This window comes from Williamsia muralis NBRC 105860 (assembly GCF_001598915.1).
In the GTDB taxonomy this organism is placed as follows: Bacteria; Actinomycetota; Actinomycetes; order Mycobacteriales; family Mycobacteriaceae; genus Williamsia; species Williamsia muralis.
Genome location: NZ_BDAP01000001.1, coordinates 736,491 through 753,690, shown reverse-complemented (window position 1 = coordinate 753,690; position 17,200 = coordinate 736,491). Strand labels below are relative to the sequence as shown.

At 65.3% G+C, this 17,200-nt stretch carries 14 protein-coding genes; 7 read left to right on the top strand and 7 right to left on the bottom strand.

Features of this window, described 5'->3' with window-relative positions; genetic code table 11:
• Nucleotides 1-16: 16 nt before the first annotated feature.
• The gene (locus tag WIMU1_RS03725) at nucleotides 17-1,018 is read left to right on the top strand and encodes a helix-turn-helix transcriptional regulator (protein ID WP_062795167.1); all 1,002 of its coding nucleotides are present in this window, start codon (nucleotides 17-19) and stop codon (nucleotides 1,016-1,018) included.
• A 10-nt stretch (nucleotides 1,019-1,028) separates the two neighbouring features.
• Here WIMU1_RS03725 and WIMU1_RS03720 read toward each other — a convergent pair whose 3' ends face one another.
• Nucleotides 1,029-1,514, bottom strand: a complete 486-nt coding sequence (locus WIMU1_RS03720; RefSeq protein WP_062795166.1) for an NUDIX hydrolase — start codon at nucleotides 1,512-1,514, stop codon at nucleotides 1,029-1,031.
• A 217-nt stretch (nucleotides 1,515-1,731) separates the two neighbouring features.
• Between WIMU1_RS03720 and WIMU1_RS03715 the strand changes: the two genes are divergently transcribed.
• The 3 genes from WIMU1_RS03715 (at nucleotide 1,732) to WIMU1_RS03705 (ending at nucleotide 6,440) form a co-directional block, all read left to right on the top strand.
• Complete coding sequence (locus WIMU1_RS03715) at nucleotides 1,732-3,114, top strand: GlnX family signal transduction membrane protein (RefSeq protein WP_062795165.1); 1,383 nt, start codon at nucleotides 1,732-1,734, stop codon at nucleotides 3,112-3,114.
• On the top strand, nucleotides 3,111-4,103 hold the full coding sequence (locus WIMU1_RS03710; protein ID WP_062795164.1) for a glutamate ABC transporter substrate-binding protein: 993 nt from the start codon (nucleotides 3,111-3,113) through the stop codon (nucleotides 4,101-4,103). Before WIMU1_RS03715 ends, WIMU1_RS03710 begins: the two co-directional genes overlap by 4 nt.
• Nucleotides 4,104-4,169: 66 nt before the next feature.
• Entirely contained in the window at nucleotides 4,170-6,440 is a 2,271-nt protein-coding gene (locus WIMU1_RS03705) for a serine/threonine-protein kinase (protein ID WP_062795807.1), read from the top strand.
• 129 nt (nucleotides 6,441-6,569) lie between these two features.
• Here WIMU1_RS03705 and WIMU1_RS03700 read toward each other — a convergent pair whose 3' ends face one another.
• The 4 genes from WIMU1_RS03700 to WIMU1_RS03685 form a co-directional block, all read right to left on the bottom strand.
• A complete protein-coding gene (locus tag WIMU1_RS03700) occupies nucleotides 6,570-7,781 on the bottom strand; it encodes an acetate kinase (protein ID WP_062795163.1) in 1,212 nt (403 codons plus the stop codon).
• A 1-nt stretch (nucleotide 7,782) separates the two neighbouring features.
• A complete protein-coding gene (gene pta / locus WIMU1_RS03695; protein WP_062795162.1) occupies nucleotides 7,783-9,879 on the bottom strand; it encodes a phosphate acetyltransferase in 2,097 nt (698 codons plus the stop codon).
• A 173-nt stretch (nucleotides 9,880-10,052) separates the two neighbouring features.
• A complete protein-coding gene (locus tag WIMU1_RS03690) occupies nucleotides 10,053-10,613 on the bottom strand; it encodes a TetR/AcrR family transcriptional regulator (protein WP_062795161.1) in 561 nt (186 codons plus the stop codon).
• Nucleotides 10,614-10,622: 9 nt separating this feature from the next.
• Complete coding sequence (locus WIMU1_RS03685) at nucleotides 10,623-11,531, bottom strand: DMT family transporter (RefSeq protein WP_245969130.1); 909 nt, start codon at nucleotides 11,529-11,531, stop codon at nucleotides 10,623-10,625.
• An 82-nt stretch (nucleotides 11,532-11,613) separates the two neighbouring features.
• On the opposite strand from WIMU1_RS03685, the gene WIMU1_RS03680 reads away from it, so the two are divergent.
• Nucleotides 11,614-12,510 carry a LysR family transcriptional regulator gene (locus WIMU1_RS03680; RefSeq protein ID WP_062795803.1) on the top strand — a complete coding sequence of 299 codons (897 nt, stop codon included), beginning with the start codon at nucleotides 11,614-11,616 and terminating at the stop codon, nucleotides 12,508-12,510.
• A 352-nt stretch (nucleotides 12,511-12,862) separates the two neighbouring features.
• Complete coding sequence (locus WIMU1_RS03675) at nucleotides 12,863-13,696, top strand: DUF1206 domain-containing protein (protein ID WP_062795801.1); 834 nt, start codon at nucleotides 12,863-12,865, stop codon at nucleotides 13,694-13,696.
• A gap of 82 nt (nucleotides 13,697-13,778) precedes the next feature.
• On the opposite strand, the gene fgd is transcribed toward WIMU1_RS03675, so the two are convergent.
• A complete protein-coding gene (gene fgd / locus WIMU1_RS03670) occupies nucleotides 13,779-14,792 on the bottom strand; it encodes a glucose-6-phosphate dehydrogenase (coenzyme-F420) (RefSeq protein WP_062795799.1) in 1,014 nt (337 codons plus the stop codon).
• Between the two features lie 136 nt (nucleotides 14,793-14,928).
• On the opposite strand from fgd, the gene WIMU1_RS03665 reads away from it, so the two are divergent.
• Entirely contained in the window at nucleotides 14,929-16,872 is a 1,944-nt protein-coding gene (locus WIMU1_RS03665; protein ID WP_062795160.1) for an ABC transporter ATP-binding protein, read from the top strand.
• On the opposite strand, the gene WIMU1_RS26085 is transcribed toward WIMU1_RS03665, so the two are convergent.
• The gene (locus tag WIMU1_RS26085) at nucleotides 16,827-17,186 is read right to left on the bottom strand and encodes a hypothetical protein (RefSeq protein ID WP_023956329.1); all 360 of its coding nucleotides are present in this window, start codon (nucleotides 17,184-17,186) and stop codon (nucleotides 16,827-16,829) included. The two genes, WIMU1_RS03665 and WIMU1_RS26085, sit on opposite strands and share 46 nt — an antisense overlap.
• Between the last annotated feature and the right edge of the window lie 14 nt (nucleotides 17,187-17,200).

Below are 17,200 nucleotides of genomic sequence, written 5' to 3'. Positions count from 1 at the left end.
CGGCAGAATCGACAACATGCCGCTGACCCCCGCCACGAGTACCTCGCGCCGACTGCTGTCGCTGCTGTCATTGCTCCAGGCACCACGCGACTGGCCGGGGTGGCTCCTGGCCGACCGCCTCGACGTCAGCGAGCGCACCCTTCGTCGCGATGTGGACCGGCTGCGTGAGCTCGGCTACGAGATCCGGGCCACCAAGGGACGCGACGGCGGCTATCGGCTCGACGCCGGCGCAATTGTTCCCCCGATGCTGTTCGACGACGAACAGGTCGTCGCGATTGCGATCGCGTTGCAGGCCGCACCCAACACCGGCGCAGACATCGGGGAATCTGCGGCTCGGGCACTGACCACCGTCAGGCAGGTGCTGCCGAGCCGACTGCGGCCACGAGTCGACGCGGTCGAACTCACGCCCCTCGCGGGAAACAACCAGCCGACAGCCGGAACCGACGTGCTGCTCGCCATCGGCGATGCGATCCGACGCGGCGAAGAACTCCGTTTCGATTACGGCCGTGCCGACGACACGGACACCGATCGTGAGGACGCCGGGCTGTCCCCTCCGCCCCGCCGGGTGCAGCCACACCACCTCGTGTCACGGCAGGGCCGGTGGTACCTGGTGGGCTGGGATCGCGACGCCGATGATTGGCGAGTCTTCCGTGCCGACCGGATGTCTCCGAGGACACCGACAGGACCCCGGTTCGTCCGTCGCGACATCCCCGGGGGTGACGTGGGCACGTTCCTCGAAAGCCGGTTCAAGGGTTCGACCGACAACACCGACCGCTGGCCGTGCATCGGCGATGTGATCCTTCATGCCGACGCCACGGACGTACATCCATTCGCCCACGATGGGGTCGTCGAGTCACTCGGACCCTCGCGGTGCCGACTGCGGTCGGGGTCGTGGTCATGGGCGGCGCTGGCGGCCGCACTGTGCAGATTCGACGTCGACATCGAGGTGGAGGGGCCGCCCGAACTCCGCGCCGCCTTCGCCGACTTGGCGCGAAGGGCAGCGCTCGCAGCGCAGTGACCCGCCGCGGTCAGGTGTCGGACTGGGAGAACGCGCTGAGCTTGCTGCGCAGCTCGGGCCAGCTCACGGCGAACGCGGGATGGAGTGCCAGATCGCCGACCTCATCGGCGCTGACCCACCGCAGCTCCACCGACTCGCGGTTGGCCGTGGTGGCCAGTGGGGCGGCCACCTCGGCGATCACCGTGGTGTACGTCCAGCCGCTCGGCGCCCGGTGCGTCACCAGTTCGTCACGCACGGTGAGCTCGGCGTCGGCGATTCCCGCTTCTTCATCGGCCTCACGGACGGCCGTGTCCACCGCGCTCTCGTGTGAATCGCGGGCTCCACCAGGCAGTGCCCACGTGCCACCCTGGTGGCTCCACACAGCGCGATGTTGCAGCAGAACGAGGACCGAACTGGTCTCGCTCGGGGTGTACAGCAACAGGCCCGCGGCACCGTGCCGTCCCCAATATCGCGATCCGTCCGCGTCGAAAACCCAACCGTCGCCGTCGCCCCGCACGCGACACCTCCTCGCCCAGCCGACCTACCTCGGTGCAACGCTACTTGCCCCGCCGGGGTGACACAGGGCCGCACTGTCGCAACGGGCTCGGTAATTCGCAGTAATGTCGGTTTCACATCCACTCATCTGCGATCAGGACCTGGCCCTGCGCGGCGGGCCTGGAGGAAGAAGGGATCGCGTGACCGGCGGCAACGCAAGTTCTTTGCGTACCCGGCTCATGCATGCGGAGAAGCCGTACAGCGGCCGCTTCCGACGGCCGCTGTTCGATCGGCCCGCTCCCCTGACCCGGCGCGAAGTACTGAGTCTGACCCGCGAGCGCACCCAGAACCCGCTCACCAACATGCGCGAGCTGGCCTGGACCAGCCCCGGCAAACTGATGATCATCTCGCTGGTGCTGCTGATCTCGTCGGTGGTCGTCGGGTGGTATTCGTCCGACACGCTGGACGACCGCACCACCACGCTCGAGAACATGATCGTGCAGACCGAGCCGCTCGCCGAGGCCTCGCAGGTTCTCTACAGCTCGCTGTCCATCGCGGACGCCGCCGCCAATTCGGCGTTCATCTCCGGCGGCCTCGAACCGCCCGAACTCCGCGAGCGTTACAACGATGCGGTCGCCACCGCGGCGCACGCCCTCATCCAGTCGGTCAGCGGGGCCGCGATGGACAACACCGAGATCCGGCAGGACCTCACCACCCTCTCGGCCCAGATCCCCGTGTACACCGGTCTGATCGAGTCGGCCCGGATCAACAACCGACTCGGCAATCCGGTGGGCTCGGCGTATCTCGGCGAGGCATCGAACATGATGCAGGAGATGATCCTGCCCGCAGCCGAACGGCTGTACGCCGAGCGCGCCGACGCCATCGGCGATTCGAGAACCAACTTCACCAACGCGCCGTGGGGCGTCTACACGGCACTGATGTTGCTGCTGGCAGCGATGATTGCCGCGCACCTGTACGTCGCCAAGCGCAGTCGCCGACGCTTCAACCTCGGATTGCTGGTGGGCATCGGGTGCGTCCTGATCGGCTTGCTGTGGTTGCTCGTCGGCGGCCTGCTGTCGGTCAACTCCACCGCCAACGCCGAGAACCGCGGCGCAGTTCCGCTCCGCGAGCTGACCCAGGCCCGCATCCTCACCCAGCAGGCACGGTCGGATGAAACCCTCTCGCTCGTCCGGCGAGGCGATCAGCAGGAGCTCGAGTCGGGGTACGCCACAGCGGTGGCACAGATCGACACCGTGCTGACCGACTACCGCGAGGACGATCGCAAGGACGTCGCCGAGGACTCGGTGTCCGACGCGATCGACGCTCTCGCCCTGTGGCGCGATGCCCATGCCGCCATCCTCGAACGCACCAACGCCGGCGACTTCAACGGCGCCACCGCCATCGCGGTGGGCGACAACCCCGACGGGTCGGCCGCGGCATACAGTCGCCTCGACACGGCCCTTGTCGATGGCATCACCGACACCCGCAACACGTTCCGCGACGACATCAACACCGCACGGGTGGTCATCGGGTACGCCGGACTCGGGATCATGCTCTTGGGCATCGCGGCCGGCATCGCCGCCTTCGTCGGGATCTTCCCCAGGATCCGGGAGTACCGATGATCACGCGATCAGGAGTCCGTGGCCTGGTGGCGGCCGGCGCGCTGGCGCTCGCCACAACGATGGTGGCCGGCTGCGTCAATGCCGAAGCGCCCGAAAGTCTTCCGCCCTCGGCGTCGGCCGCGTGGCCACAGCCTGCAGGGGTGAGCCTCGACGTGCCGATCGAGCCTCCCCCGGCCACCGAGTCGTGTGATGCGACGGCGAGTCTGACACCTGGACCCCTACCCGAACCCGGCAAGATGCCACCGGGCACCACCACGGAGACAATCTACAAACGGGGCTGGCTCAAGGTGGGCCTGGACATCGGGTCGAACCTGCTCTCGTTCCGTGACCCGATCAGCGGCACCATCGAGGGCTTCGACGTCGACGTCGCCAAAGAGCTGGCCCGGGCGATCTTCGGTGACCCCGAGCGGATCGAGTTCCGCATCCTCAACTCTGACGACCGGATGAACGCACTGAAAGACAGTACGGTCGATGTCGTGGTCAAGACGATGAGCATCACCTGCCAGCGACTGCGGGACATCGCATTCTCCACCGTGTATTACGAAGCGTCGCAACGCATCCTGACCATGCGCAGCTCCGACATCAACGGTGTTGCCGACTTGGCAGGCAAACGCGTGTGCGCGGCCCGCGGCACCACGTCCATCGCACGTATCCAGCAGCGGGTGCCCGACGCCATCGTCGACACCGTCTCCACCTGGGCCGATTGTCTGGTGATGGTGCAGCAGGGCCAGGTTGATGCGGTCTCCACCGACGATGCGATCCTGGCGGGCATGGCCGCGCAGGATCCGTACGTACACGTCGTCGGGCAGAGCCTCGGCGAGGAGCCCTACGGCATCGGCCTCAACAAGAACGACGAAGACCTCGTCCGTTTCACCAATGGCGTGCTGCAGAAGATGCGTGAAGACGGCACCTGGTTCGACATCTACGACCGCTGGCTGTCGATCCTTGGGCCGAAATACTATCCACCACAACCGTCGTACCGGGACTAGAGGTGATTCGTGAACAACGATGACCCCGCCGAAAGCGACACCGAGGTCGGGACACAGGCGGTGTCGATGGAGGACCTCGACATCGGAACGCAAGCCGTTCCGATGGAGATGGCCTTCACCGAACAGACCCAACGAACCCAGCGAGACGATCGGCCCGGCCGGCCGACCAACTCGGTTCTGTCTGCTCAGACGCCCATGGTCCCCACCAGCCGCAGCTCGCGCAGTCGCCGCCGGATGGGCGGCGGCCTGGTCGATGTCCCGCGCGTCTTCGACATCGAGCCCGCCGATGCGGTCATGGACCACGCGGTGGTGGCCGAGGGCAAGCGCAACTGCTGGAAGTGCGGGCGGCCGGTCGGCCGTCAGTCAGGGCCGGGAGCCGGACCGCTCACCGGGGTCTGCAGCCATTGCGGGGCACGCTATTCGTTTGTGCCCGGCCTGGCCAAGGGGACGATGGTCGCCGACCAGTACGAGATCTCGGGCGCGATCGCCTACGGCGGGCTCGGCTGGATCTACCTCGCCATCGACCGCAATGTGTCCGACCGTCCCGTTGTGCTCAAGGGCCTTCTGAACTCGAAAGACGCACAGGCACAAGCAGTTGCACTGGCCGAGCGACAGTTCCTCGCGTCGGTGTCACACCCCGGCATCGTCAAGATCTACAACTTCGTCGAGCACGTCGATCCTGTGGGCAACACCTTCGGGTACATCGTGATGGAGTACGTGGGCGGCAGCACGCTCAAGGACATCACGGCCGTGGACGGCGAATGTGGGCCCGGCCGAAAGCTTCTCACTCCCGAGCAGGCCATCGCGTACCTCCTCGAGGTGCTGCCGGCGGTGAACTACCTCCACTCGGTAGGGCTGGTGTACAACGACATCAAGCCCGAGAACATCATGGTCGGCAGCGAGGACGTGAAGCTGATCGACCTCGGGGCCGTCTCCCCCATCAACGGTTACGGCCATCTCTACGGAACGCCTGGCTTCCAGGCCCCGGAGATCGTCAAGACCGGCCCACAGATCGCCACCGACATCTACAGCCTGGGCCGCACCCTGGCCGTCCTGACAGTCGACATGCCGATGGAGAAGGGCCGCTACCTCGACGGTCTGCCGGATCCCTCGGACGCGAAGGTGTTCGCCGACAACCCCTCGTTCTATCGGTTGCTGCAGCGCGCAACCCATCCCGATCCCACCAAGCGTTTCGCCAGTGCCGACGAGATGGCAGGTCAGCTGCTCAACGTGCTGCGCGAGTTGGTCGCGGCGCATTCCGGTGTGCCACGACCCGGCCTGTCCACGGTCTTCAGTCCACAGCGCACCACGTTTGGCACCGAGATGATGCTCGCGCCCGTGGACGGAATTCTCGAACCCGTACGTGCGCAGATCAAGCTCGACACCACCGATGTTGTCGCCGCCCTTCCCGTGCCGCTGGTGGATCAGTCGGATCCGGCTGCCGGACTGCTCAACTCGACTGCGCTGTCCGAACCCACCCAGACACTCGACTCGATCCGCAGCGCCCGCGAGGGTGGACTGTCATCGGTGATCGGCACCGACCCCTCCGACGACCACCCGTCCCGAGAGATCGACCTGATCGAAGCACGTGCCTATCTCGAACTCGGGGACGCACAGACCGCACTCGACCTGCTCAACCAGGCCACCGAGCATCACGGAAAGTCCTGGCGCACAGAGTGGTTCCTGGGATTATGCGCGTTGCTGATGAACGATGTGGAGGTGGCGCACGCACGATTCAACGACGTGTTGGCCGCCATGCCCGGCGAAGTGGCACCCAAGCTCGCGGTGGCGGCGACCGCGGAGCTGATGAACAACCATGATGTTGCATTGCAGCACTATCGGACGCTGTGGCAGACCGATCGCGCGATCGTCACCGCGGCTTTCGGGCTTGCTCGCATGCGGTTCGCCGGCGGCGACATCGACGGCGCGGTCAAAGCACTCGACGACGTCCCGCCGACAAGCCGCCACTACAACGCCGCGAGTTGCACGGCAATCCTCACCCTTGTCCACGGCCGAGATCCCGCCGAGGTCACCGAAGAACAGCTGCGCGAGGCCGCCAGGCGACTGGACGCCATGTCCGACACCGAACCTCGCAAGCAACGTCTGGTGATCCTGGTCCTCGGCATCGCGATCGGCTGGATCCATCGCCGACCCGACCAGTCACCCACCGATGCATCTGCGCGCGGCGACATCCTGGGCTACCCGTTCAACGACCACGGCCTGCGTGTGGGCTGCGAGCAATCACTGCGGCGACTGGCGCGGGGCACGATGAACCGAACCCAGCGCTTCTTGCTGGTCGATCTGGCCAACTTCATCCGGCCGCATACGTTGTTCTGAGGTCGACGTCGGCGCGGAGGTCCCATTCCCTCCGACTCCAGCCACATCCTCCGGTTGCAACCGGAGGAACTCAACACAATCGGAGGGACTGGCCAGACCCGGGCTGGCTCCCGGCAGAACCGGATGCGTCTAACCGGCCAGCGCCGCCACCGACTGCCTCGCGATCGCGAGTTCCTCGTTGGTCGGCACCACAAGAACGGTGACGGCCGAATCGTCCGACGAGATGACCCGAGCCTCACGGCTTTTGGCTGCATTGCGCTCGGAGTCGATCCGGATGCCGAAACTCTCCAAACCCGCGAGGCTGTCGGCCCTCAACTTCGGAGCATTCTCGCCGACCCCGGCGGTGAAGACGATCGCGTCGGTACGGCCCAGAGTCACCATGTAGGCACCGATGTACTTGCGCAGCCGGTGAACGTACACCTTGTAGGCCAGCGTGGCGTCGGCGTCACCTGCCTCGACCTTCTCGGTGAGCGTACGGAAGTCGTTCTCCCCACTGAGACCTTTGAGCCCGGCCTGGCGGTTCAACATGGTGTCGATCTGGTCGACGTCCATGTCCGCCGCGCGCCGCAGGTACATCACCACACCCGGGTCCACATCACCGCTACGTGTGCCCATCACCAATCCCTCGAGGGGGGTCAGGCCCATCGACGTCTCCACCGGGCGACCACCCTCGATCGCCGACGCCGACGCGCCGTTACCGAGGTGCAGCACAATCTGATTCAGGCTCTCGCGATCGGCACCGAGGAACTCGGCGGTCACGCCCGACACGTACTCGTGCGAGGTGCCGTGGAAGCCATATCTCCGGATGTCGTGCTTCTTCGCCAACTCGCGGTCGATCGCATACGTGGCGACATGGTCGGGTAAGCCGTGGAAGAACGCGGTGTCGAACACCGCCACAGACGGCACGTCGGGCAACAACTCCCGTACCGCTTCGATGCCGACGAGGTTGACCGGGTTGTGCAGCGGGGCAAGGTCTTCGAGATCCTTGATCGCAGCCACCACGTCGTCGTCGATCACGGTGGGGCGATAGAACTTCGGTCCGCCGTGGACCACCCGATGGCCCACCGCGACGATACCTTCGGACCCCAGATCGTGTCCGGCCTCGGAGAAGAGATCGAAGACCTTCGCAAGACCGGCCTGGTGATCGGCGATCTCACCGACGAACTCGTTCTTCTCGTCACCCTGCACGTGCTCGACCCGCGCCTGCGACTCGCCGATCCGCTCCACCAGGCCGTGAGCCACGACCCTACCCGAGTCGGGTTGCACCAGCTGATATTTCAGCGACGACGAGCCTGCGTTGAGTACCAGGACGGTGTTGTCGGGATTGCTCTGGGATGTCATGTCATTGCTCCGCGTCGTCTGATTGGCCCTGGGCCTGGATGGCGGTGATCGCCACGGTGTTGACGATGTCCGAGACCAGCGCACCGCGCGACAGGTCGTTGATCGGTTTGCGCAAGCCCTGCAACACGGGACCGACGGCCACCGCATCGGCACTGCGCTGCACGGCCTTATAGGTGTTGTTGCCGGTGTTCAGATCAGGGAAGATCAGCACCGTCGCCTGGCCGGCGACCGGCGAATCGGGCATCTTCGACTTGGCCACCGAGGGATCGACTGCGGCGTCGTACTGAATAGGTCCCTCCACCAACAATTCCGGCGCTCGTTCCCGGACGAGCCCGGCAGCTGTGCGCACCTTGTCCACGTCTGCACCGCTGCCCGATTCGCCGGTGGAGTACGACAACATTGCCACCCGCGGCTCGATGCCGAACTGTGCAGATGTGGCGGCGGAGGAGATGGCGATGTCGGCCAGCTGCTCGGCGGTGGGGTCGGGGACGATGGCGCAATCGCCGTACGCCAGAACGTGGTCGGCCAGGCACATGAAGAACACGCTCGACACCGTCGACACACCCGGCGACGTCTTGATGATCTCGAACGCAGGCCGGATCGTGTGCGCAGTGGTGTGCACGGCGCCCGACACCATGCCGTCGGCGTAACCCAGTTGCACCATCAGGGTTCCGAAATACGAGACGTCCTGCACTGTGCTGCGGGCGCGCTGCAGGTCCATCCCCTTGTGCTTGCGCAGCTCGGTGTAGACCTCGGCGAACTCGTCGAGTAGTTCCGACGACGTCGGGTCGATCACGTCCACACCGGTCAGGTCGACATCGAGTTCGGCGGCCCGATCCCGCACTGCCCGTTCGTCTCCGAGAATGGTGAGGTCGGCCACCTGGCGTCGGAGCAGTCGTCCGGCGGCACGCAGGATGCGGTCGTCGCCGCCCTCCGGGAGCACGATGCGCTTACGGATTTTGCGCGCCCGTTCGATCAACTGATACTCGAACATCTGGGGGGTCACGACCTCGGGGATACGCAACTTCAGCTTCTCGAGCATCGCCACGGAGTCGACGTGCTCCTCCATCAGATTGAGAGCCACGTCGATCTTGCGGACCGAGTTGATGTTCATCCTCGCGCGGGCATGGGCTGCGGCCCTTGCCGTTTCGTAGGTACCCTGTTCACAGCAGATGAGCGGCAGAGGCGACTGCAACCCCTCCATCAATGCAGCGATCTTCGGGTGAGGTTTGATGCCACCGTTGAGGATGATGCCGGAGAGCTTGGGGAACCCCTCCGCGGCATTTGCTGCCACCAGCGAGACCAGCACATCGGAGCGGTCGGCCGGCGCGATCACGGCAACGCCTTCGGTGAGTCGTTCCAGGATGTGCTCGATGGTCATCCCGCCGACCATCACATGCATGGCCTCCCGGCTGAGCAGCTCGGGATCGCCGCTGTACAACTCGCCGCCGAGTTCTTCCATCAGTTCCCCGACCGTCGGCGCGATCAGCACCGGGTCTTCCGGCAACGTCCACGTCGGCAGTCCGGTGGCCTCCTGCAGCGCGTCCTTCACCGAGTCCAGCCGATCCGGGTCACAGCGGTTGGCGATCAGCGCGACCGCCTGAGCGTGGTTCTGCTCCAGCTCGTGCAGACACAACTCGGCCAAACCGACCACTTCGGCGTCGCTGCGGTCCGCCGCCTTGAGCGCCAACAGCATCGGCGTCTGCAAGTTCGCGGCGATCCGGGCGTTGAAGCTGAGTTCGGACGGACTGGCGATGTCGGTGTAATCCGACCCGATCACCAGTACGGAATCGCATCGTTCCTCCACCGCATGGAATCGGGTGACGATCTCCCCGAGCGCTGCCTCCGGGTCGGCATGGACCTGCTCGTAGGTGACGCCGATGCAATCCTCGTAACTCAGGTCGGTCGAATCGTGTTCGATCAACAACTCCAGGATGTAGTCGCGCCGGTCGGACTTGGTTCTGGAGATCGGCCGGAACACCCCGACCCGGCCGCCCGAGGCGGCCAGCAGGTGCAGCACCCCCAACGCCACTGTCGACTTACCGGTGTCGCCTTCTGGTGAGGCCAGGTAGATGCTGCTCGATGACGAAGCGCCCATACCGCCCACCCTAATGTGGGCGCAATGGGCCGGCCGTGCGACCGGCCTCATCAGGCGGATCACCAGCCGGATCCGGAACGCGGCTGCCGTTCAGCAGAGCTGTCATGTCCGCCCTGTGCGGGCCATCGTTGGTCCGGCAGGCGCACGGCCTGCGAGGTTACCGGACAGCGAGCTCACCGGATGGTCGAACGCACCACCATGTCCGCGATGTCGTCGTCGGACAGCGCACTGCGCGGAATGAGCATGTAGGAGTAGATGATTCGGATCATCATCTCGGTGGCTCGGCCGGCATCGGGCACCAGCGCAGCCTCGAGTTCCGGCTCGTTCGCGAAGTTGCCGACGCTGTTCGCCACGATGAGGTCCACGATGGTGACGTCGGAGGTGCGGTCGGGACCACGGGCGACGATCGTGGTGATGATCTCTTCCGGCTCGTTCTTCAGGATGTATTGCAGCGCATCGTGATTGCGAATGTAGTCGAGCACGTTGAGCACGAGGACACGAACCTTGTCCGCCGGCTCGGGTTCGGACGCGGTCCACTCGGCGATCAGGGTACCGAGCCTCTTCACCTCGCGTTCGACGATCGCCTGCACCAATTGGTCGCGGCCGCCGAACATCCGGTAAGCGGTCGCCCGGCCCACCCCAGCATGCCGCGCCACCGACGTCAGGCTCAGTGCACGAGCACCGAATCGTTCCACCACAGCGATGGCGGCGTCGACCATCCGCTCCCGATCCATGCAAGAAGGTTAAGAGGTGGCAACCGGTTCTGGTACATCGGCCGTCGTTCGGGACCGGCGCCGACTGATCGCGACACCCGTGAGGGCCATCGCGCCACCGACCAGGCCGAGTGGGGTGGGCACCTCACCGAGGAAGAGCCAGGACAGGCCGATGGCAATCGCCGGTACGGCCAGGGTCGTGGCCGCCATCTTGCCCGCGTCGGTACGGGTCAGCGCGTACGCCCACGTCAGGAACGCGATCGCGGTGGGCCCCACGCCCAGGAAGATGACCCCTGTGATCGCCCCTGCGGAGGCATCGGCGAGTTCGTCGATCGCCTGCGGCGCGAACGGCACCGTGGCCAGCAGACCGGCGAGGCAGCCAACCCATGTTGCCGTGACGGCATCGACGGTGCGTAGCGCCACCTTCTGCATCAAGACGCCGGCCGCGTACAGCACGGCAGTGATCAGTCCAAGGATTATGCCGAGTTCGTCGTTGTGACTGCCGCCCGAACCGCCGAGGGCGATGAGCAGCACCCCCGCGAAGGCTATGAGGATTCCGATCACCAGTGGCTTCGGGAAGCCTTCTCCCATGAAGAAGCCTGCGAACACCGCCACCAGGATGGGCGCGAAGTTGACCAACAGCGCGGCCGTTCCGGCATCGAGGTGTTGCTCGGCCCAGTTCAGCAGCACTGTGTACGCGGCAAACCAGAGCAGGCCGTAACCGATCACCAGTCCCAGCGCCCGGCCGCGAGGGACCGGACGGCGATAACGCAGTGCGATGACAACCAGCACCACGGCGCCGGCAGCGAGGCGGGTGAACGCCATCGCACCAGGCGACAGCGTCTCACCGACAAATCGGATGACCACAAACGACGACGACCACAGCAGCACCGTCACGATCGCGGCCACCACCGCGAGATTGTTCGACAAGACCTTCACAGCGACCACTCTGATTCATCCGACACATAAGCACAAGCGATTTCTCCTTGAGAACACTTCAGTGCAGCTGTACAGTTCGACCATGCTCGACGCCCACCGCCTCCGACTGTTCCGCGCCGTGGTCGCCGCCGGATCCATCAACGGCGCAGCTGCCGCACTGGGCTACACCCCGTCTGCCGTCAGCCAGCATCTGGCCGCACTCCAGAAGGAGACCGGGCTGGTCCTGGTCGAAAAGCGCGGTCGCGGGATCGAGCCGACCATGGTGGGCCGCACGATCGCCGCGGAGGCCGGCCACGTGCTCGAACGCCTGGCCGACCTGGAATCGCTTGTCGCAGACCTGCGGTCGGGGCGGGTGGGAAGTCTGTCGGTGAGCTATTTCGCCTCCGCCGGGGCTGCCTGGATACCCCCGGTCATCGCGGCGATCACCAACGAGTTCCCCCGCCTCCGTATCGACTTACGTCTCATCGAACTGGTCCACGACAGCTCCGGCGAGCCCGATGTGGAGATCTTCGTGGAGGGCGCCGCATCCACGTCGCTGCGCGGATACGACATCGAGCCGCTGCTCACCGAGCCCTACGTGGTGGTGCTCCCGGAAAACCACCCACTGGCCGCACGTGACGAGGTCGAATTGTCGGCGTTGCGCAACGAGCGCTGGGTGGACAACGACGTGTCACGCGGCCCGTGCCGGCAGGCGATTCTGGATGCCTGCTCGGTGGCGGGTTTCAGCCCGGGGTTCCACATCGAGACGCACGACTACCCGACGGCGATCAGCTTCGTCGCGGCGGGCGTGGGCGTCACGGTGCTGCCCGAATTGGGCACCGGGAACCTCCCGCCCACGGTGGTGGCGCGGCCGCTGCGGAATCCGACGCCGACGCGAACGATCTCGGTGCGTACCCGCGACGCCGTCCGCGACAACCCCGCCGTGCACCGAATCATGGAACTGCTGCGCGAGCGCGTGGCGTTTCCTCAGGCGGCCTGAGGCTCGGCGTCCGCGTCGCGCACGATGATGCTGGCCATGCCGTAGATGGCCCACGCCGAGGTGACGATGGATTGTGTGATCACGATCAGGGGAAAGAACTGCACGGTGGAACTCCTCAAGTAAGCGGGTGACGGGCCGGCACAACTGAGTCGGCGGTGACTCACTTCTTGGATGCCTTAGTTCGGGCGGGCTGTGACATCCGGCAACCGAACAAGTTCACCAACGTAGACAAACAGCCCAGAGCTGTCGACCGAATCGGCCGCTTTGTGATCGACGCAACCATTCGCACTAGGGTTGAGTGGATCTCAGGTCGAACATCGTGCCTGCGTGTTCTGCAGCTGAAGGGTTCACCATGACCGACAAATCAGTTTCCGGCGCCGTCGATAGGGCCACGGACAGCTCCGCCTTCGAACGCCTGGCGCGAGCCGGGCACGTCGTGAGCGGACTGCTGCACCTGCTGATCGCCTACATCATCTTCCGGCTGGCATTCGGTTCCGGTGGCAGCGCCGATCAGTCCGGCGCACTCGGAACCCTCGCAAAGAACTCGGGCGGCAAGTTCGTGTTGTGGCTTGCAGCAGTGGCCTTCGTGGCCATGGCGCTGTGGCGTCTGGCCGAGACCATCGTCGGACCACACGCCACCGAGCCGGGTGATGGGAGCAATTCCGAGGGAAAGAAGGACGCGTCCGCGCTCTTCGACCGGCTGAAGGCTCTGAGCCTGGCGGTCGTCTACTTTGCCTTTGCGTTCTCGGCGGTTCAATTCGCCCGTGGCACAGGCCAATCGAGCGGAAAGCAGAACTCCGGCCTGTCGGCGCGCCTGATGGAGAACGGGGCCGGCAAGACGCTGCTCGTTGTCATCGGGCTGATCATCATCGCCGTCGGCGCGTACCACGTCTACAAGGGCGTGACGAAGAACTTCCTCGACGACCTGAAGGTCTCCGACGGCAAGGTCGTGACACCCCTCGGTGTGGTCGGGTACACCGCCAAGGGCCTGGTGCTGGCCGGCGCAGGGATCCTGGTGATCGTGGCATCGGTGAAATCGGATCCGTCCAAGGCCACCGGCATCGACGGTGCGGTCAAGACGCTCGGAGACGCACCGTTCGGCCAGTTCCTGCTGGTGCTCGCCGCCATCGGCATCGCGGCCTACGGCGTCTACAGCTTCGCGATGGCCCGCTACTCACGTATGTAACTCCCGATGATGTGCCCTTTTGGCGCCCCCCACCTGGGAGTTCGCTCGCCAAAAGGGCACACTTTCGGGGAAGGGCAGGCGGTCAGCCCAGCTTGCGCAGGCGGGGTTCGAGGTCCTTCTGGAAGTTGGTCAGGAACCGCTGCTGGTCGTGCCCGGGGGCGTGGAAGACCAGGTGGTTGAGGCCGGCATCGGTGTACTGCTTGACCTTCTCGACGGCCTCGTCCGGGTCGGAGGCGACGATCCAGCGTTTGGCGACCTGCTCGATCGGGAGTTCGTCGGCCAGGCGTTCCATTTCGGTGGAGGAGTTGACGCTGTGCTTCTGCTCGGCGGTCAACGACAACGGCGCCCAGAAACGGCAGTTCTCCAACGCCAGCTCAGGATCGGGATCGTAGGAGATCTTGATCTCGATCATCCGGTCGATGTCCTCGAAGTTGCGTTCGGCCTTGTCTGCGCCTTCCTTGACCGACGGGATCAGCTTCTCGGTGTAGAGGTCCATGCCCTTGCCCGAGGTACAGATGAAACCATCACCAGCGCGACCTGCGTAGCGGGCGACCACCGGGCCACCGGCAGCGATGTACACCGGCACCGGCTGCTCGGGAATGTCATACATGTAGGCGCCCTGGGTGTGGTAGTACTCGCCCTCGAACGACACCTCCCCACCGGTCCACAGCTCCCGCATCAACCGGACCGCTTCTCGCAACCGCGCGAAGCGTTCCTTGAACTCGGGCCACTCCCCCTGAAAACCGGTCGCGTACTCGTTGAGTGCCTCACCCGTACCCACCCCGAGCATGATCCGACCCGGGTACATGCACGCCATCGACGCGAACGCCTGCGCGATGACGGCCGGGTTGTAGCGGAAGGTCGGTGTCATCACCGAGGTACCGATCTGCACCCGCTCGGTACGCTCACCCACCGCCGCCATCCACGCCAACGAGAACGGGGCATGCCCACCGTTGTGCCGCCACGGCTGAAAATGATCGGACACCGCAACCGAATCCATACCGTGGGCCTCGGCCGCCACCGCGATCTCGACGAGCTCACGCGGATTGAACTGCTCTGCCGAAGCCTTGTATCCGAGTCGCAATGCCACAGTGATCTCCTCATCGTCCAGCTCTGTCCAGCACAGGTCTTTCCAGTTCACCACAAACCCGCACCGTCCCGGAGGCCGGGCGGATTCAGCTGTGCGCATATTCGATTGACTTCAAGTTAACTTGAACTCCTACAGTGGTTGTATGAGTATGGAGTCGGTTGCCAGGAACACGCTGTACCGGTCGATGAACGCACCCGACCTCAGCAAGGAACGCAGACGCGAGAACCGCCGGGAATCGATGCGCCGGATCGTAGAGTTCGCGCAGCCGCACCGCGGCAAGCTGGCGGTGTTCATGGTGCTCAGCGTGGTGGTGGCCGTGCTCACCGTCCTCACCCCCGTCCTGGCCGGCCGGGTGGTCAACAACATCGTCGACGGCGGCGCCGCTTCCACCGTGGTCTGGCTGTCGATCCTCATCGCCATCATCGCGGTCGCCGAAGCCGGCACCGGCCTGGTGGTCAGCTGGCTCTCGTCCACGATCGGCGAGGGTCTGATCTACGACCTGCGCCGCTCGGTGTTCGACCACGTACAGAAGATGCCCGTCGCCTTCTTCACCCGCACCCGCACCGGGGCACTGGTCAGCAGGCTCAACAACGACGTCATCGGCGCACAGCGCGCGTTCTCCGACACGCTCTCGGGAGTGGTTTCGAACATCGTCACCCTGTCCCTGACCCTGGCCGTGATGATCTCGATCAGCTGGCAGGTCACCCTTCTCGCACTTGTCCTGCTACCGCTGTTCGTGATCCCGGCCAGGCGGATGGGCAAGCGCATGGCCGCACTGTCGCGGGAAGCGGCCGAATACAACTCTCTGATGTCGACCCAGATGACCGAACGGTTCTCCGCCCCGGGCGCCACCCTGATCAAGCTGTTCGGACGACCCCATCAGGAGTCGAACGAATTCGCCTGGCGCGCAGACAAAGTGCGCGACATCGGAGTGCGGCGATCGGTGGCGCAGAGCATCTTCGTCACCTCCCTCACCCTCGTCTCCGCGCTGGCACTGGCCCTCGTCTACGGCTTGGGCGGCTACCTCGCGGTGAACGGGCATCTCAACGCCGGCGCCGTGGTGTCGCTCGCCCTGCTCCTCACCCGCATGTACGCACCGCTGACGGCGCTGGCCAACGCGCGTGTCGAGATCATGAGCGCCCTGGTGAGTTTCGAGCGCGTCTTCGAGGTGCTCGATCTCAAGCCGCTCATCGCCGACAAACCCGACCCCACGCCCGTACCCGAAGGCGCGCTGTCGCTGAGCTTCGATCACGTCAGCTTCAGCTACCCGTCTGCGGACAAGGTGTCGCTGGCTTCGCTCGAAGAAGTTGCGGTACTGGACAAGCGGGGCGGCGAAGAGGTCATCCACGACGTGTCGTTCACCGTGCCACCCGGCCAGATGGTTGCGCTGGTGGGCAGTTCCGGAGCCGGTAAATCGACCATCGCACAGCTGGCCACCAGGCTCTACGACGTGGACTCGGGCGCGGTTCGCCTCGGCGGCAACGACGTCCGCGATCTGGAGAGTGGAGAACTGCATCGAGCCATCGGATTGGTCACCCAGGACGGCCACCTGTTTCATGACACCGTGCGATCGAACCTGTTGCTGGCCAATCCCGCTGCGGACGAACAGGACATCTGGGACGCGCTGCGGCGGGCACGCCTCGACGGTCTGGTCGCGAGTCTGGCCGACGGCCTCGACACCGTGGTCGGCGAACGCGGCTACCGCCTGTCCGGTGGTGAGCGCCAGCGGCTGACCATCGCCCGCCTGCTGCTCGCCCATCCTGCCGTCGTGATCCTCGACGAGGCCACCGCCCACCTCGACTCCACGTCGGAAGCAGCAGTGCAGGAGGCGTTGGCCGAAGCGCTCGCCGGCCGCACATCGGTGGTGATCGCCCACCGCCTGTCGACCATCCGAGCGGCCGACCAGATCCTGGTGCTCGAAGACGGTCACGTCATCGAACGCGGCACCCACCTCGACCTGCTGACGCGTGGCGGCCGGTACTCAGAGCTGTATCGAACGCAATTCGCCGATCAGACCGATCAACCTGCCGACCGGCCGGCTCAGGCCACGCCGTCTCTGCCACCGCTGGGCTCGGACCGGGCCTGACGGACCAGCTTCGCAGCCTTCTCCAGGCTCAAGCCGCGGTCGGCCCGGCGGAGTTTGCGGATCGCGTTGACCTCGTTGTCGATGCCGTCGGTGACCTCGCGGACCTCGGACAAGGTCCACGGCAGCGGCTTGGGCTTGGGCCGCAATTCGGTGACGATCAGGCCGATGTTGACGGCAATGATCACCATCCCGAGTGCGAACCAGCCCCATCTGCCGTCATTTGCCCAGCTCACGGACAGCAGCGCGACACAGACCATCAGGACCAGCGAACCGATCACCGTCAGACTGGTGCCGAATTTCTTCAGAGCATGCATGGGTCAAGTGAACA

Coding starts and splice junctions, on each gene's coding strand:
- WIMU1_RS03705 (WP_062795807.1), top strand. CDS start 4,170: ATGGAGGACCTCGACATCGGAACGCAAGCCGTTCCGATGGAGATGGCC.
- WIMU1_RS03725 (WP_062795167.1), top strand. CDS start 17: ATGCCGCTGACCCCCGCCACGAGTACCTCGCGCCGACTGCTGTCGCTG.
- WIMU1_RS03665 (WP_062795160.1), top strand. CDS start 14,929: ATGAGTATGGAGTCGGTTGCCAGGAACACGCTGTACCGGTCGATGAAC.
- WIMU1_RS03675 (WP_062795801.1), top strand. CDS start 12,863: ATGACCGACAAATCAGTTTCCGGCGCCGTCGATAGGGCCACGGACAGC.
- WIMU1_RS03700 (WP_062795163.1), bottom strand. CDS start 7,781: ATGACATCCCAGAGCAATCCCGACAACACCGTCCTGGTACTCAACGCA.
- WIMU1_RS03715 (WP_062795165.1), top strand. CDS start 1,732: ATGCATGCGGAGAAGCCGTACAGCGGCCGCTTCCGACGGCCGCTGTTC.
- WIMU1_RS26085 (WP_023956329.1), bottom strand. CDS start 17,186: ATGCATGCTCTGAAGAAATTCGGCACCAGTCTGACGGTGATCGGTTCG.
- WIMU1_RS03690 (WP_062795161.1), bottom strand. CDS start 10,613: ATGGATCGGGAGCGGATGGTCGACGCCGCCATCGCTGTGGTGGAACGA.
- WIMU1_RS03680 (WP_062795803.1), top strand. CDS start 11,614: ATGCTCGACGCCCACCGCCTCCGACTGTTCCGCGCCGTGGTCGCCGCC.
- pta (WP_062795162.1), bottom strand. CDS start 9,879: ATGGGCGCTTCGTCATCGAGCAGCATCTACCTGGCCTCACCAGAAGGC.
- WIMU1_RS03710 (WP_062795164.1), top strand. CDS start 3,111: ATGATCACGCGATCAGGAGTCCGTGGCCTGGTGGCGGCCGGCGCGCTG.